The following is a 15,436-nucleotide window of genomic DNA, read 5'->3' on the forward strand; positions in this document are numbered from 1 at the left end:
GACGTCGATGCGGCTGCAATGCGGCGGCGGCTTGCGCGGCGCTTCGTCTGCTTCGACGACACGGCGCTCGCACGACACACGGCCGCCTGGAACGACGCGAGCGCGGCACGTGTGTCCGCACAAGCATAGAGCAGGCGCGGCCTCGCGGACAACGCGGGTTCACCATGAGCAGCCGGTTCGACACACACGATCCGCTCGCGCGGGTTCGCGCCCGGCCAACAAAAAAGGCGCCGAAGCGCCTTTTTTGTCTTGCAACGTCGAACGTCGTACTTAAGCTTTCGCGCGCTTGCCTTCGACGTCCGGCAGAAACACCGTGAGGATGCCGATCAGCGGCAGGAACGAGCAGACTTTGTACACGTACGTGATGCTGGTAGCGTCGGCGAGTTGGCCGAGCACCGCCGCGCCGATCCCGCCCATGCCGAACGCGAAGCCGAAGAACAGCCCCGCGACCATGCCGACCTTGCCGGGAATCAACTCCTGCGCATAGACGAGGATGGCCGAGAAGGCGGACGCCAGCACCACGCCGATGACGACCGTCAGCACGCCGGTCCAGAACAGGTTGGCGTAGGGCAGCAGCAGCGTGAACGGCGCGACGCCGAGGATCGACACCCAGATCACGTACTTGCGGCCGATGCGATCGCCGATCGGTCCGCCGATCACCGTGCCCGCGGCCACTGCCGCGAGGAACACGAAAAGATGCACCTGTGCCGCCTGCACCGGCAGATGGAATTTGTCGATCAGATAGAAGGTGAAGTAGCTGTTGATGCTGGCGAGATAGAAGTACTTCGAGAACACCAGCAGGATCAGCACGCCCATCGCAAACATGACCTGGTTGCGCGAGAGCGTGGCGTGGCCGGTCTGCGCGCGCGCCTTTTTCACCAGCGGATGCGCCTTGTACCAGCGGCCGATCTGCGTCAGCACGACGATCGCGACCAGCGCCGCCACTGAGAACCACGCGATGCTGCGCTGTCCGTGCGGAATCACGATCAGTGCCGCAAGCAACGGTCCGAGCGACGAACCGGCGTTGCCGCCCACCTGGAACAGCGACTGCGCGAGACCATGCCGGCCGCCCGACGCCATGCGCGCCACCCGCGACGACTCCGGATGAAACACCGACGAGCCGCAACCGACCAGCGCCGCCGCAACGAGCAGCACGCCGAAGCTCGGCGCAATCGACATCAGCAGCAGACCGGCCAGCGTGAAGCCCATGCCGACGGGCAGCGAGTACGGCTTGGGATGCTTGTCCGTGTAGCTGCCGACGATCGGCTGCAGCAGCGACGCCGTGATCTGGTAAGTCAGCGTGATCAGGCCGATCTGTCCGAACGACAACGAGAAGTTGTCTTTCAGCATGGGATAGATCGCCAGGATCAGCGACTGGATCATGTCGTTGAGCAGGTGCGTGAAGCTGATCGCACCCAGCACGGAGTAGACCGTCCGCTGCACCTTCGGGATCTGTCCCGCCGCCGGAGTGGCTGCGGCCGACGCGCCGGCAAGGGCACCTTTATCGAGGCTCGTTTCCATACGCTTGATGAGGAGAGGAGAAATGTGTCGGGCGAGCGGCGGCGGTTGCTGCCGCGGCAATAAGTCGCGGTATTTCGCGATATCACCCATTTGTCGCAGTTTAATGTGGCTCGCACGAATTGTAAGGACAATGTTTGTCGAGAATCGGACACGGGTGGTGCACCGGAAGCGCCGTTTTTCCGGGAGACCGTCGGCGATGCGCACATCCGTGGTGCGCGTTTCGTCGAGTCGAAGTAGGCGCGGCGGCGGTGCGGCGCAGACCGGACGACTCGTCTGATAAATACGGTTGCCGAATTTTGGCCGTGTATAAAACGGTCGCGGGCGCGCGGCTTACGAGGTTGCGCGCCGAGGACCGGGGCGACACGTGGCGGCCGAACGAGTCACCAGCGAGCAGCATTAAAGATCGCGGACGTTTGTGCCGTAGTCCCGGAGAGATAAGCAGCAATGTCGGAACCGACCTTTCCGGCAGATCAGAACGTGGGGACGAGAAATATGAAAGCAGTTTCGCTGGGTAGACAGACGAGCACGGGCTTTATCGCAGACGGGGACGCGGCCGGCCAGCCGCCGTTGCGCAAACACGACGGCCGCGCGCGCGTCGTGCGCTTGAAGGGCCTGTCCGTCAAGGCGATGCTGCGCCTCGCTTTTGCCGTGCTGCTGATCGGCACGCTGGTGATCGGCGTGTTTTCGCTGACCCAGATCAGCCGCCTGAACGCGTCCGCCCAATCGATCTACGACCAGGGTCACGTGGCGAGCCGCGCAGCCGAGGAAGCGCGCGGTCATATGCTGCGCGCGAGCCGTGCGCAGAAAATGCTGCTGACGGCGACCACTGCCAAGGAGCGCGACGAACTCGGCGCCGACATCGACAAGGGTTTGAGCGGCTTGTCCGCGCAACTCGGCACCTTGCAGCAATACGTCGACACGTCCGACGCTCAGGCCGTCGCCCAGCAGAAGAAATTCGCGGCGGCTGTCGTCGTGTGGAGCGGTCATCTGCGCGATTTCGTGACGCTGGTGAAGGCACAACCGCTCGATCTGTCGCAGATGAACTGGCAGGTCGGTACGCAGGACGTGTCGCTGCTGGTCGAAACCGGCAAGCTCGAAAAGCTCGTCGACGAACTCGTCGCGCAACGCGGCATGGCCGCGAAGGCGACCATCGAAGCGTCGGGTTTCATTTTCCACTCGTCGTTCGTGATGCTGTGCGCCATGACGGTTGCGCTGATCGTGCTGGCGTTCGTGATCAGCGAATGGGTGGTGCGGCGGCTCGCCGGCCAGCTCGGCGGCGAACCGGGCTACGCGAAGGAAATTGCCAGCCGGATTGCCGCAGGCGATCTGTCCAGCGAGATCGCGCTCGGCCGCAAGGACAGGTCGAGCATGCTGTACGCGCTGCACGACATGCAAAGCGGATTGGCGACGACGGTGGCCGACATCGCCTCGAGCGCCGACGCCATCGCCACCGCGTCGAGCCAGATATCGACGGGCAACCTCGACCTGTCGCAGCGCACCGAGGAACAGGCCATGGCGCTCGAGCGCACCGCGAGCAGCATGGAGCAACTGACCTCGACCGTGCGGCAAAACGCCGACAACGCGAAGCAGGCGAGCACGCTCGCCAACAACGCGTCGGAGATTGCGGAGAAGGGTGGCGAAGTGGTGAACCGCGTGGTCGCGACGATGAACGAGATCAACGACAGCGCGCGCAGTATCGGCGACATCATCGGCGTGATCGAAGGCATCGCGTTCCAGACCAACATTCTCGCGCTGAACGCCGCCGTGGAGGCCGCGCGAGCCGGCGAAGAGGGCCGCGGATTCTCGGTCGTCGCAGCCGAAGTGCGCAACCTCGCGCAACGCAGCGCGGGCGCCGCGAAAGAGATCAAGGGTTTGATCAGCGCCTCGGTCGAGCGCGTGAGCAATGGTTCGACGCTGGCGCAGGACGCCGGCCAAACCATGGATCAGGTCGTCAAGGCAGTGAAGCGCGTGACCGACATCATGGGCGAGATTTCGGCTGCATCCTCGGAGCAGAGCGCGGGGATCGAGGAGATCAACCTGGCGGTATCGCAGATGGACTCGGGGACCCAGCAGAACGCAGCGCTGGTGGAGCAGGCGACCGCTGCGGCGCGGTCGCTGGATGATCAGGCGAAGGGGTTGAAGGTGATGGTCGGGAAGTTTGTTTTATAAGGTTTGTTTTTGCCATAACTGGCTGTTTTTTTGTTTGCCTACGCGCGGTGGTGTTTCTTTGTTTGCTTACGGCGGTGGTGTCTCTGTTCTTATTGGTTTATTAGTGTTGCCCCTGTGCGGGGCGGCACTTACTTTCTTTGCCGCGGCAAAGAAAGGTAAGCAAAGAAAGCCGCTCACACCGCTAACCCTAAGCGGGCACCTCTCATAACAAGAGGGAGTGGAGACCGCTAGGGCCGACCGTGGATCGTAATTCGTAGTGGTACAGCAGTCATCCGTTCCGGCGACGCTGCGCGCGCCGGAGCGGTACTTCATTCAAACCATCACTTCGTTTTTTGCTGTGCCAGCCATTGGCTTCGCCTCGGCGAAACGCTCAAAGGAAACCTTTGGTTTCCCTTAATGTGCCGCTCGGCGCGCGGAGCGCCGCCGGAACTGATGACGGCCTTGTCACTCACGCGGAGTGCGCGACGCGCCGGACGCTCCGGGGCCACCGCCGCCGAGAAGCGCCACCGATAACGAATAGCATTAGCGGTGTGAGCGGCTTTCTTTGCTTAGCTTTCTTTGCCGCGGCAAAGAAAGTAAGTGCCGCCCCGCACAGGGGCAACACTAATAAACCACAAACAAAAGAAACACCACCGCCGAGGGCAAACAAAAGAAACCCCACCGCGCGCAGGCAAGCATAAGAAACCACCACCGCCGCAGGCAAACAAAAAAACCGCCGCCGCAGGCAAAAAACCAACCTTCAACTCGGTTGAACCACCACAGTACAAGTAATCCCCGCAGCCAACACCACGCCCTCCGGCACAGAATCAATCCTCACCCGAACGGGTACCCTCTGCGCCAGCCGGACCCAGTTGAAAGTCGGATTCACATCCGCCACCAACTCGCGGCTCTCGGGATTGTCGCGGTCGTAAATGCCGCGCGAAATGCTTTCGACGTGTCCTTGCAGCGTGCCGCCGCTCATCAAACGAATCTCCGCCTTGTCGCCGATCCGGACGTGCGGCAGTTTGGTTTCTTCGAAATAGCCGTACACCCAGAACGAATGGCTATCGACGATCGCCAGTTTGGCAGCGCCGGTCGTGGCGTAGTCGCCGCGGAATACGTTCAGGTTGGTGACGTAGCCATCCACCGGCGCCACCACGCGCGTGCGGGCCAGATTCAGCTTGGCGGCGTCGAGTGCGGCCAGTGCCTGCTGGTACGACGCTTCGGCGGCCGAGGCGGTATGCGTCGCGTTCTCGCGGCTTTCCTTCGAGACCACCAGCGCGTCCATGTCGGCGCGTCGTTGCGCGTCGTCGCGTTTCATCTGCAACTCGGCCTTGCGCGCGGCCACGGCGGCTTGCGCCTGCTCGACGGCAATCTCATAGTGCGAAGGATCGATCTGCATCAGCAGGTCGCCTTTCTTCACCAGTTGATTGTCCTTCACCGGCAGATCGACGACCGCGCCGGAGACGTCCGGCGCGACGTTGACGATCTCGGCGCGCACGCGTCCGTCGCGGGTCCAGGGTTCGTCCATGTAATGAACCCACAGCACGCGTCCAATCAGGATCGCGACGATAAAAATAATGGCTGTCGCGATGAAGCCAACGAGATTTCGGATGGTCATGTTTCGACTCTGATCAACGATAAACGGCGAGGCTCAGCGCGCCGCACACACACACGAGCAGGCTGGCCCGGAACAAGGACGGATGCCACACCACGCGGTACAGCCCGGTATAGGCGACCACGCGGTCCAGCATCCAGGTAAGCGCGGCGCCCGCGATGAACAGCAGCACGATGGCCGGCACGTAGGCGTCGAAAACGGCAATGTCACGCGGCATGGCGAACTCCTTCTGACGCGTCTGCGCGTCCGCTCACCAATGGTTCGAGCGGCGATTGCGGATCGAGCAGCGCGGTACGGATGAAATGCAACTGGCTGAGAATGCGTTGCAGCCGATGCCGCTCGTCACGCGGCGGCGTGAAGGTGGCGAGCATCTGCTGGACGGCGGCGATGGCGTCGGCGGTCGCGGCAAGCGCACGGTCGAAGCGCTCCGCGCGCGGCTGATCGAAGAGGGCGGTGACGGCGTCGCGCATCGCCCGCAAGGTGACGCGCCACGGCATCGACTTCGCGTAGCGGGCGTCGGCAGGCAGCGCGGCGATTTCGCGGCGCAGGTCGATCATCGCGTTGCCCACTTCCAGCACCGAAAACAGCCAGCGCAAGGTATCGCGCTTCAACGCGGGTTCGCCCGGCGCGAGCGCATTGATCTGGAACATCAGATCGCGCGCGCCGCTTTCGAACCGCGAGCGCACCCGTCGCAGGCCGGCGCGGCTCGCCAGCACGACCTGGCGGCGCAGGTCGATCAGCAGGCGGTTGCGCAGCCACGGCGTCGACGGCGGCAGCAGCACGGCGAATGCGATCGCGGTCACCAGCATCGACAGCACCAGGGCGACGGCGTCGTTGATGGTGCTGCTCGGATCGTAGTGAATCACGTTGTCCGGACCCGCCAGAAAGCAGAAGAAGATGCAGTAACCGACGCCGTAGCCGGCCAGCGCCGGGCGCGTCGTCATGAACACGCCGAGCAGCAGGAACGGCGTGAGCGCCGCGCACAACAGCGGAAATCCGTCGATGTGCGGAAACACGCCGTAGGTCGCGAAAATGCCCATCACCGAGGCGACCAGCGTGCCCACCGCCATCTGGAATGTGGTGCGTTTCGGATTGGGCGACGCCGACGCGAGCGCGCATACGGCCGCCGCATTCAAGGTGAGGGTCGAGCCGCTCGGCCACGCGGTCGCGATCCAGAACGCGCCGAGCACCATCATCACGATGGTGGCGCGCACGCCGGCCACGCCCGCGGCGATCGCGTTGGTTTTCGGCTCGTAGCGCTCGATCCAGCGCTCGCGTTCGTGCGTGTCGACGGCGAGCGATGCGTAGGTCGCGGCATACGCGTGCAAGTCCTCGACGAAGCGGTACAGCAGTTCGGCCGCGGTATCGAAGTCGAGCAGCGGCACGTTGGTGTGCGCTTCGAGTTCGGCACGCGTGGCGCGCACGCGTTTGGGCAGTTCGGCTTTGTACGCGTCGAGTTGCGCGGCGGCGTGCGCGGCGTCGGCGGCGGTCCGCACGGGTTCGCCGGATTTGGCGAGCAGCGGCGCGATTTCCTTGAAGTACGGTTCGAGCGCGTCGATGGCGAGGGCGTTTTCTGCGGAGCCCGACTCGGCGGCCGACTCGGTGGCCGTCATGCGCAGGCGGTTCATCAGCTGGTGCAGCGCGTGAAAGCGCGTCGATGCGCTCATGAACTCGCTGTTCAACCGCGCGAGGCGGCCGCCGCGCATGCGCGAGTCGGGTCCTTCGAACACGGCGACGCTGCGCGCCGCTTCGAAACCGACGATGTCGGCGACGAAGCGCGCGTTGGTCGCTTCGATCTGCGCGCGGTCGTTGCGTCCGGCGAGCGACGCCGACACGTAGTCGACGAAAGCCGAAAATCGCGCCCGCACGGTGCTGCGCATCTGCAGACCGGCGAACTGCGGAAACACCAGACCGCTGACGGCGCCCGCGCTGACGATGCCGACCACCACTTCGGCCACCCGCGTGAGCGCGCTCAGAAACGCGCCGTCCGGATGCTGCGAGGCGGGAATGCCGATCAGCGCCGCCGTGTAGCCGGCCAGCACGAAGCCATACGACTTGAAGTTGCGGTTGCGCGCGGCGCCTGCCGTGCAGATACCGACCCAGATCGCGGTGGCGATGATGAACAACTCGGGCTGCTGCGCAAACAGGCCGATGAAGGCGAGCATGACCACCAGTCCGACCAGCGTGCCGCAGATCCGGTAGAAGCTCTTGGCGAACACCATGCCGCTTTGCGGCTGCATCACGATGAACACCGTGGTCATGGCCGTGCGCGGCTGCGGCAGATCGAGCTTCATCGCGATGCCGAGCGCGAGGAAGCAGGCGGCCAGCGCCTTGAACAGATAGACCCAGGTGAGGCCGTCGTTGCGCGCCCAGTCGGCGGCGGCCGCGTAGAGGGCGGCGAACGACGAGGGTCGTGACGGCGAAGAAGGAGAGGGCGTCGAGGCGGACATGGTCGGCCTTTATTCGGCGACGGGCGCATGGCCCGCGCCTGGCGCCGCTTCGTCTTCACGGCGGGAGACGCGCTGAACTGCGACCGGAGGCGCGCTGTTCTTGCCGCCTGGATTCGCGCCTATCTGCACCGCGCCGCCTGCGGCCTTCCCCTTGCCGTGCGCCGGCAGGGTTTCGTCGGGCTGCGGACCGTTGGCCGGATCGTCGAGGCCGCCACCGAGTGCCGTCACGAGCGACGCATGGGCGCCGAGCCGTTCGGCCTGAATTTTCGCGACACCTTCCTGCGCGTGCAGCAACTGCGTCTGCGCAACCAGGACGTTCAGATAGTCCGTCAGGCCGCGCCGATAGCCTTCGCGCGACAGGTCGTAGTTCTTGCGTGCCGCCGCGACCGACCGGTCGGCGTCGTCGGCCTGGGTGGCGAGCGAACGGATGCGGATCACCTGGTCGGAGATGTCCTTCAGCGCGTTGACGATCGACTGGTTGTAGCGCTCCACCGCTTCGTCGTAACCCGCCGACGCGGCGCCGAGTTGCGAGCGCAGCCGTCCGCCGTCGAGAATCGGCAGCGACAGCGCCGGTCCCGCGCTCCAGCTATGCGACGGATTCTTCAGGAACTGGAACAGCGGCCCCATGGCCGCATAGCCGCCGATCGACGCCAGCAGGTTGATGTCGGGATAGAAGTCGGCCTTGGCGACGTCGATGCCGCGCGCCTGCGCCGCCACCGTCCAGCGCGCCGCGACCACGTCGGGGCGATGGCCGATCAGGTCCGCCGGCAACGCGCTCGGCAGACCGGCGGGCGCGGCGAGCGAAAGCGTCGGCCGCTGGATCGAATCGCCCGCGCCGGGACCCTTGCCCGCCAGTGCGGCGAGCTGGTTGCGGCCGAGCGCGATGCTTTCCTGGATCGCGTCGATCTGCCGCTCGTATTCGGGCATCGGCGTTTCGGCCTGGCTCACTTCAAGCTGCGTGCCGATGCCGCCTTTCAGACGGCGCGTGGCCAGATCGACGATCTGCTGCTGTTGCTTGAGCGTGGCCTGCGCGATGTCGAGCAGCGCGTAGTTCAGCGACATCTCGATGTACGTGCGCACCACGTTGCTTTCCAGTTCGAGCTGGGCGGCGCGGAAATCGGCCGCGCTGGCGTGAGCGCCATCGAGCGCGCGTTCGGCGGCGTTCTTGTCCTTGCCCCACAGATCGAGGTGATACGACAGGCCGAGCGTGCCGGTGTTGTTCCATGATTGCTCGCCCGCGAGCGGGCCGGGACCGTAGTACAGATTGTCGGCCCACTTCTGACGCTGGATCGACAGGCTGCCGTTCACTTGCGGCGACAGCGCCGAGCGCGCCACGCCCGCCATCGAGAGCGCTTCGCGCACGCGCGCCTGGGCGACAGCGAGGGTCGGATTGCCGGTCTGCGCGGTCTCGATCCACTGGTTCAGCTGCGGATCGTTATAGGCGCGCCACCAGTCGGTGGCGGGCCATTGCGCGTCGGTATTGGCGGCGCGAATGGCGTTGCCCGCATCGAGTGAGGAAGGCTCGACTCCGCTGGCTTGGGGCGCGACGCCTCCGGTACTGGCACAGCCGGCGATTGTTAATAGGATCGTAAGAACCGCTGCGGCGGCGACCCCCTTTGGTACCGGAGACTGCACGATTTCCTCCAAAAATGGCTATAGAAGCATGTGCGTCATTATATTTTTTGATTGATTAGGGAATAACCCGTAAAGATGCAAGGCATTCTTACGCGATATGAGACAATCGCCTTTGCGATTCGTGTAACAATCGCTCCGGCTCAGCAAGGAAAATTATGGATACGCTTCAAAACATGCGCGTATTTGTCCGCGTCGTCGAAGCGGGCAGCTTTACGGGTGCCGCGCAGCATCTGAATACGACCACGGCCTACGCGTCGCGCGCGGTCTCCGATCTCGAAGCGCATCTGCGTACGCGCCTGTTGAACCGCACCACGCGTCGTATTGCGCTGACGGAAGCCGGCGAGCGCTATCTGCAGCGCTGCGAGCAGATCCTCGCTTACGTGGATCAGGCGGAAGCCGAGGCGAGCGACGCCCACGCGCGTCCGTCGGGCAAGCTGAAGGTTCACGCCATGACGAGCTTTGGTCAGCACTACGTGGTGCCGGCCGTCGGGCGCTATCAGGAGCGTTATCCGGACGTGCACATCGAACTGACGCTCGCGCAGCGCATGCCCGATCTGCTCGACGAGGGTTTCGACGTGTCGCTGACTCTTGCCACCGGCCTGCCGGACTCGGGCCTCGTGTCGCAGCGTCTGGGCAGCGCGTTCAGCATCGCGTGCGCGTCGCCGGGCTATCTGGAGCGGCGCGGCGTGCCGCAGACGCCCGCCGACCTCGCGAACCACACCTGCCTGCAAATGGTGACGCCCGTGTTCCCGGCCGACCGCTGGACCTTCGACGGTCCGAATGGCGAGGAAACCTTCGTGCATGGCCCGTCCACGTTTCAGGTCAACGTGGCGGAAGCCATGGCGGTGGCCGTGGCGAGCGGCATGGGCGTCGGCCTGATTCCGATCTATTCCGCCATCAGCGGTCTGCGCAGCGGCGCGTTGCAGTGGCTGCTGCCGGAATACACCTCGCAGGAAATGAATCTGTACGCGCTGTACCCGTCGCGCCAGTATCTGGATGCCAAGATCCGCACGTGGATCGAGTTTCTTCGCGATGAGCTGCCGCCCACCATGGCGGTCGATCAGGAAGAGCTGCGGCGGTTCGCGCGCACCTGAGGCGGACGTGGCGAGCCGGGCGCGGCGTTGGCCGTGCGGCAGCCTGCGTGACAGCCTGTTACACACCTGCCGCGTCGCAACATTTCCTTACTTCCGGTGCGCGGGCGATTTGCTAACGTGTGGTTCATACGCTGCCGCATTCAGCCGGCTGCGTTCAAGTTGGCCGACGCTCATCGGCAAATCGTATTGACAGGAAGGACGAGGGATTCATGGATACGCACCTGATGATCGGCGTGGCCGTCATGTTTGGACTGATCGCAATCGCCGGATCGCGTGATCTGCTGCGCCGTCTGCGCGAACAGCAGCCGCAACTGGTGCCGATCAAGGTCGAGCGTCCGCTCGACCTGCAAGGCCAGCGGCACGACCGCTAGGGCGTTTTTGCGGCCGCTTTTGGCGCAGCTGTTCAAGGCAGCGCGTCGATCAGACCCGGCTCGTCGTTGAGCGTGCGGTCGACGTCCGCACTCACGCGGTGCCAGCGAAAGCGTGCGGCGGGCAAGCCGCTGCGCGCGAGCCGCTCCAGTTCGTCGGGCGGCAAGGCCGGATCGAGCCAGCGGCGCGCGGCTTCCGGCCCGAACACCAGCGGCCGACGGTCATGCACGTCGACGAGACCTGTGTCCGCGGTGGCCGTCACGATCACCATACCCATGCCTTCGGTTTGCGGTTCCGTGCCGCGCACGCTGGAAAGCGCCGCGAGATACATCGGCGCGTCGCTTTTCAGGTGCACGTAGTAGGGTTGGCGCTCGGCTTGTTGCGCGATCGCCGGGCCATTTTCACCGGGCGATCCGTTTTCATGACCCGCCTCGGGCGCTCGCGCCGACGTTTCCAGCCGCCATTCGAACCAGCCGTCCGCCGGCACCAGTACCCGTCCCGTTTTCCACAAATCTGCGAAGTAGCGAGCGGTCGGCGCCGTGTCCGCGCGGGCGTTGATGGTCTGCGGAAGATGCTGTTCGCGCGCCCAGTCGGGGCAATAACCCCAATGGATCGCGCGCAGCGTTTCGTCGGGGTAGATCGCGAGAGGATGCGTGCCCGGCGCGAGGTTGTAGCCGGGACGACGGTCGGCGGCGTCGAACAGGATCAGCGGCTCGGCAAGACCAAGTTGCCCGGCGTAGAGCAGGGGATCGCGGTACTGGCTGATTCGACCACACATCGGAACCTCCGCCGATAGCGAGGAAAGCCACGTCTGACGCCGTAGCGAGGCTGTGCATACGACACGCGGTCGCCTCGAGCCTGACGCATGCCACGCGCCCACGCTACCCGCATCGACCCGCGCCGGTCAGATCTCGACGACCTTGTCCCACGCGAATTGCGGATTTTCCCACTGGTTCGTCCGACGATCCAGGTAGCCGCGTGGATTGCACACGACGCGCGTCCCGTTCACGCTGTAATCGAAGGGCGTGTGCGTATGGCCGTGAATCCACAGCGCGACGGGCGCGCGCACGAGTTCGGGCAAATGATTGACGAAGCCGGCCGACACGCGGTCTTCGGCATACCGCTCGGCGAGACTCAGCCGGTGCGGCGCATGATGCGTGACCACGATCGTCTGGCCGGCGAACGGTTTGGCGAGTTCGCCTTCGAGCCAGGCGCGCGCTTTCAGATGCAGCGCGAGGGCGTCGGCGGGCGTGAAGTCGCGCGGCGTATCCTGGGCGTCGTGCGGCCAGTTCGTCTGGATCAGGCCGCGAAAATCGAGCATGACGCGACTCGACGCTTCGATCGATTCGGCGCGCGACGCTTCGTCGTTGCCGTACAGCGCGAAATCGGTCCACAAAGTGGTGCCGAGCACGCGCCAGCGGCCTTGCGGATCGGTCAGCGCGGCATTGTTCAGTACGTGGACGTTATCGACCTGCGATGCCGCGTCGTACAGCGCGGCGTCGAGCGCGCCGAATTCGCCGTCGTAGTACTCGTGATTGCCGGGTACGTAGACCACCGGCACCGCGCCGTCGAATGTCTGCGCGGCCCAGCGCGGGCCCGCCGCGTGATTGTGGATGTCGCCGGCGAGCACGATCAGATCCGCCTGCGCGTGCGGGATCAGTTCGGGCTCGTCGTTTTCCAGATGCAGATCGGATAGCACTCGAATCTTCACGACCACGACTCCTGCAATCGAACGCAAACGGCGCTACGCGCCAAGGCCTGAAACCCTAGCGTAGCACCTTACCGGGGTTCATCAGATTCAGCGGATCGAGCGCGCGTTTGATCGCGTGCATCATCTGCACTTCCACATTCTGCTTGTAGTGCATCGCCTCGTCGATCTTCAACTGGCCGAGCCCATGTTCCGCGCTGATGCTGCCGCGATGCCGGTGCACGCTGTCGTACACGATCTGGTTGATCGGGCTCTGCCAGGTCTTGAGAAACGCCTTCGCGTCCACGCCTTCCGGCGCCTGCACGTTGTAGTGCAGATTGCCGTCGCCGAGATGGCCGAAGGTGACCATGCGGACGCCGGGCACGGCCTGCGCGACGGCCGCATCGGTTTCCTCGATGAAATGGCCGATGCGCGAAATCGGCACGGCGATGTCGTGCTTGATGTTCAGACCTTCCTCGGCTTGCGCGAGCGGAATGTGCTCACGCAGATTCCAGAAGGAGCGCGACTGCGACAGGTTTTCCGCCACCACGGCATCTTCGACGAGACCTTGCTCCAACGCGGTTTCCATCAGACGCTCGAAGAGTTCACGTGCGTGTTCTTCGCTCTCGCTGTCGGACAACTCCAGCAATACCACCTGCGCATGCGACTCGGCGAACGGATAGCGCATCTGTTCGAAGTGTCGTCCGACGAGCCGCAGGCAGAAATCCGACATCAGTTCGAAACCGGTCAGCAGCGGTCCCGCGATGCGCTGCGTGAGCGAAAGAAAGTCGAGCGCGGCATGCGGCGAAGCCAGCGCGGCCAGCGCCGTGACGCGCGCGGCCGGTTGCGGGTGCAGCTTCAGCACGGCAGCGGTGATGATGCCGAGCGTGCCTTCGGCGCCGATGAACAGATCGCGCAGATCGTAGCCCGTGTTGTCCTTGCGCAGACCACGCAGACCGTCCCACAACTCGCCTTGCGGCGTGACCACTTCGAGGCCGAGACACAACTCGCGCGTGTTGCCGTAGCGCAGCACGCCGGTGCCGCCCGCGTTGGTGGCGAGATTGCCGCCGATCGTGCAACTACCTTCGGCGGCGAGGCTCAGCGGAAACAGCCGGTCTGCCTGTTCGGCGTGCTTCTGCACCTCGGCCAAGATCACGCCGGCTTCGACGGTGATCGTGTTGTTGTGAGGGTCGATATCGCGTACGCGATTCAGGCGCCGCAGACTGATGACCGCTTGCGCGCCGCTGTCGTCCGGCGTGGCGCCGCCGGCGAGACCCGTGTTGCCGCCTTGCGGCACGATCGCGACACGGTGCTCGACGGCCAGCCGGACCAGCGCCGCGACTTCGTCGGGCGTGGCGGGGCAGAGCACGGCGCAGGCGGCGCCGGTATAGCGACGGCGCCAGTCGGTCAGATAGGGCGCGGTGTCGTGCGGGTCGGTGAGAACGTGAGCGGCGCCGATCGTGTCGCGGCAGGCGGTGAGAAATGCGGCTGGGTTCATGATGGTCGGTCAGGTGAACGGTCAGGGACGCTGGCGAAAAGCGCTGGCGAAAAAGCGTGGGCAGAAATACGTCAGAAGCGCGGGCAAAAACTCCTGCAGATCGAGAAAGCAAAAAAGCATGCGAAAACCGGCGCAATGACGTCTCTCGCCGCGAGTATGACGCCGGTCAGCGGCTTGCGTTTGCGGAACTGCCGGCGTCCGCCTGTTTCGATTGCCGGGCGGCGCGCTTTGCCGCGCGCTTGAACGGTGCGACATAGGCCAGCGCGCAGACGAAGAACAGCACGGCGAGCGCGGCTTCGAGCCACCCAAAGCGCGCGCTCGACCCACGGTCGCTCCAGCCGCGCACGACGCCCTCGGCAAAGTACAGCAGGATCAGCATGGACGCCCACTGCAAGGTGTAAAGGCGATGCCGCCAGACGCCCGGCAGCGCGAGCAGCAGCGGCACGGCTTTGAGCACCAGCAGCGAACCGCCCGGCCGCAGCGGCGCGAGCCACCACTCCCACGCAACCGAAAGCGCGATCAGCAGAACCAGCGTGGCCGTGGCGCCCACTGCGGCGGCGCGCCTCGGGCGCTCGACGACGAACTCCGCAGCCGGCGCCGCTTGCGAAGGCGACCGCACCGAGGCTTGCGCGTTGGCGCTCTGCGCTGCCGTGTTCGGCTCGTTCACGGCCGTTCGCTCATCGCCGCCGCCGTGCGCGCGAGGCGTGCGCCGAGCGCGATGGCCAGGGTTTTTTCGTCGGCGGAAAGGCCGTGTGTCGCACTGCCGACCTGCGCAAAATGCGACGCGCCGTAGGGCGTGCCGCCAGTTTGCGTAGTGGAAAGCGTGCTCTCGGTGTAGGGAATGCCGACAATCAACATGCCGTGATGCAGAAGCGGCAGCATCATGGAGAGCAGGGTGGATTCCTGGCCGCCGTGCAGACTGCCGGTGGACGTGAACACGCAGGCCGGTTTGCCCGACAGCGCGCCGGACAACCATTGCGGCGTCGTGCCGTCGAGAAAGTATTTGAGCGAAGCGGCCATGTTGCCGAAACGCGTGGGCGAACCGAGCGCGAGGCCCGCGCATTCTTCGAGATCGCGCAGTTCGACGTAGGGCGGACCTTCGGGGGGAATGTCCGGCTGGGTGGCTTCGCAGACGGTGGAAACCGCCGGCACCGTACGCACGCGCGCCTGCATGCCGGCGACGCTGTCGACGCCGTGCGCGATCGCCAGCGCGAGCTCGCGCGTGGCGCCGTGACGGCTGTAATAGAGCACGAGAATGTCTTTCATAGGCCTCATCGGTGAACGGGTATTATAGGGGCTGGGTCGGCGTCACAGGCCTTGTTGCAGGCTCTGTTGCATGCGTTGGCGGGCTCGATTGGCCATTCGGCCAGGGCCGGGTGAGTGTCCGGTAATACCGGTTCATGAAGCGAGGAGGCA

At 64.8% G+C, this 15,436-nt stretch carries 13 protein-coding genes; 3 read left to right on the forward strand and 10 right to left on the reverse strand.

Annotated features, from left to right (window positions below):
* Nucleotides 1-270: 270 nt before the first annotated feature.
* Nucleotides 271-1,521: an MFS transporter gene (locus P3T18_RS25465; protein ID WP_429302729.1), complete on the reverse strand. Its 1,251-nt coding sequence runs from the start codon at nt 1,519-1,521 to the stop codon at nt 271-273.
* 492 nt (nt 1,522-2,013) lie between these two features.
* Between P3T18_RS25465 and P3T18_RS25470 the strand changes: the two genes are divergently transcribed.
* Nucleotides 2,014-3,690: a methyl-accepting chemotaxis protein gene (locus tag P3T18_RS25470; protein ID WP_429302730.1), complete on the forward strand. Its 1,677-nt coding sequence runs from the start codon at nt 2,014-2,016 to the stop codon at nt 3,688-3,690.
* 739 nt (nt 3,691-4,429) lie between these two features.
* Here P3T18_RS25470 and P3T18_RS25475 read toward each other — a convergent pair.
* The 4 genes from P3T18_RS25475 to P3T18_RS25490 are packed head-to-tail and all read right to left on the reverse strand — an operon-like array spanning nt 4,430 to nt 9,372.
* A complete protein-coding gene (locus tag P3T18_RS25475; RefSeq protein WP_429302731.1) occupies nt 4,430-5,290 on the reverse strand; it encodes an efflux RND transporter periplasmic adaptor subunit in 861 nt (286 codons plus the stop codon).
* A gap of 13 nt (nt 5,291-5,303) precedes the next feature.
* Entirely contained in the window at nt 5,304-5,504 is a 201-nt protein-coding gene (locus P3T18_RS25480; protein ID WP_429302732.1) for a DUF1656 domain-containing protein, read from the reverse strand.
* Nucleotides 5,494-7,737: an FUSC family protein gene (locus P3T18_RS25485; RefSeq protein WP_429302733.1), complete on the reverse strand. Its 2,244-nt coding sequence runs from the start codon at nt 7,735-7,737 to the stop codon at nt 5,494-5,496. The genes P3T18_RS25480 and P3T18_RS25485 overlap by 11 nt, the downstream gene beginning before the upstream one ends.
* A gap of 9 nt (nt 7,738-7,746) precedes the next feature.
* On the reverse strand, nt 7,747-9,372 hold the full coding sequence (locus P3T18_RS25490; protein ID WP_429302734.1) for an efflux transporter outer membrane subunit: 1,626 nt from the start codon (nt 9,370-9,372) through the stop codon (nt 7,747-7,749).
* 155 nt (nt 9,373-9,527) lie between these two features.
* Between P3T18_RS25490 and P3T18_RS25495 the strand changes: the two genes are divergently transcribed.
* Both P3T18_RS25495 and P3T18_RS25500 read left to right on the forward strand, forming a co-directional pair.
* Nucleotides 9,528-10,466, forward strand: a complete 939-nt coding sequence (locus P3T18_RS25495) for a LysR family transcriptional regulator (protein WP_429302735.1) — start codon at nt 9,528-9,530, stop codon at nt 10,464-10,466.
* A 209-nt stretch (nt 10,467-10,675) separates the two neighbouring features.
* A complete protein-coding gene (locus P3T18_RS25500; RefSeq protein WP_429302736.1) occupies nt 10,676-10,837 on the forward strand; it encodes a hypothetical protein in 162 nt (53 codons plus the stop codon).
* A 32-nt stretch (nt 10,838-10,869) separates the two neighbouring features.
* Here P3T18_RS25500 and P3T18_RS25505 read toward each other — a convergent pair whose 3' ends face one another.
* From P3T18_RS25505 to wrbA, 5 genes are all read right to left on the reverse strand, one after another.
* Complete coding sequence (locus tag P3T18_RS25505; RefSeq protein ID WP_429302737.1) at nt 10,870-11,613, reverse strand: SOS response-associated peptidase; 744 nt, start codon at nt 11,611-11,613, stop codon at nt 10,870-10,872.
* Between the two features lie 126 nt (nt 11,614-11,739).
* On the reverse strand, nt 11,740-12,546 hold the full coding sequence (locus P3T18_RS25510; protein WP_429302738.1) for a metallophosphoesterase: 807 nt from the start codon (nt 12,544-12,546) through the stop codon (nt 11,740-11,742).
* A gap of 55 nt (nt 12,547-12,601) precedes the next feature.
* Entirely contained in the window at nt 12,602-14,020 is a 1,419-nt protein-coding gene (locus P3T18_RS25515) for an FAD-binding oxidoreductase (RefSeq protein ID WP_429302739.1), read from the reverse strand.
* A gap of 166 nt (nt 14,021-14,186) precedes the next feature.
* Nucleotides 14,187-14,639: a DUF2069 domain-containing protein gene (locus tag P3T18_RS25520; RefSeq protein ID WP_429302988.1), complete on the reverse strand. Its 453-nt coding sequence runs from the start codon at nt 14,637-14,639 to the stop codon at nt 14,187-14,189.
* A 44-nt stretch (nt 14,640-14,683) separates the two neighbouring features.
* Nucleotides 14,684-15,286: an NAD(P)H:quinone oxidoreductase gene (wrbA, locus tag P3T18_RS25525; protein WP_429302740.1), complete on the reverse strand. Its 603-nt coding sequence runs from the start codon at nt 15,284-15,286 to the stop codon at nt 14,684-14,686.
* Between the last annotated feature and the right edge of the window lie 150 nt (nt 15,287-15,436).

Origin of the sequence: Paraburkholderia sp. GAS199 (assembly GCF_050436585.1) — a bacterium.
Taxonomy (GTDB): Bacteria; Pseudomonadota; Gammaproteobacteria; order Burkholderiales; family Burkholderiaceae; genus Paraburkholderia.

What these genes read in the sequence shown, in the direction of transcription:
- P3T18_RS25480 (WP_429302732.1), bottom strand. Translation starts at nt 5,504, where the DNA reads ATGCCGCGTGACATTGCCGTTTTCGACGCCTACGTGCCGGCCATCGTG.
- P3T18_RS25470 (WP_429302730.1), top strand. Translation starts at nt 2,014, where the DNA reads ATGAAAGCAGTTTCGCTGGGTAGACAGACGAGCACGGGCTTTATCGCA.
- P3T18_RS25495 (WP_429302735.1), top strand. Translation starts at nt 9,528, where the DNA reads ATGGATACGCTTCAAAACATGCGCGTATTTGTCCGCGTCGTCGAAGCG.
- P3T18_RS25500 (WP_429302736.1), top strand. Translation starts at nt 10,676, where the DNA reads ATGGATACGCACCTGATGATCGGCGTGGCCGTCATGTTTGGACTGATC.
- P3T18_RS25505 (WP_429302737.1), bottom strand. Translation starts at nt 11,613, where the DNA reads ATGTGTGGTCGAATCAGCCAGTACCGCGATCCCCTGCTCTACGCCGGG.
- wrbA (WP_429302740.1), bottom strand. Translation starts at nt 15,286, where the DNA reads ATGAAAGACATTCTCGTGCTCTATTACAGCCGTCACGGCGCCACGCGC.
- P3T18_RS25465 (WP_429302729.1), bottom strand. Translation starts at nt 1,521, where the DNA reads ATGGAAACGAGCCTCGATAAAGGTGCCCTTGCCGGCGCGTCGGCCGCA.
- P3T18_RS25515 (WP_429302739.1), bottom strand. Translation starts at nt 14,020, where the DNA reads ATGAACCCAGCCGCATTTCTCACCGCCTGCCGCGACACGATCGGCGCC.
- P3T18_RS25475 (WP_429302731.1), bottom strand. Translation starts at nt 5,290, where the DNA reads ATGACCATCCGAAATCTCGTTGGCTTCATCGCGACAGCCATTATTTTT.
- P3T18_RS25485 (WP_429302733.1), bottom strand. Translation starts at nt 7,737, where the DNA reads ATGTCCGCCTCGACGCCCTCTCCTTCTTCGCCGTCACGACCCTCGTCG.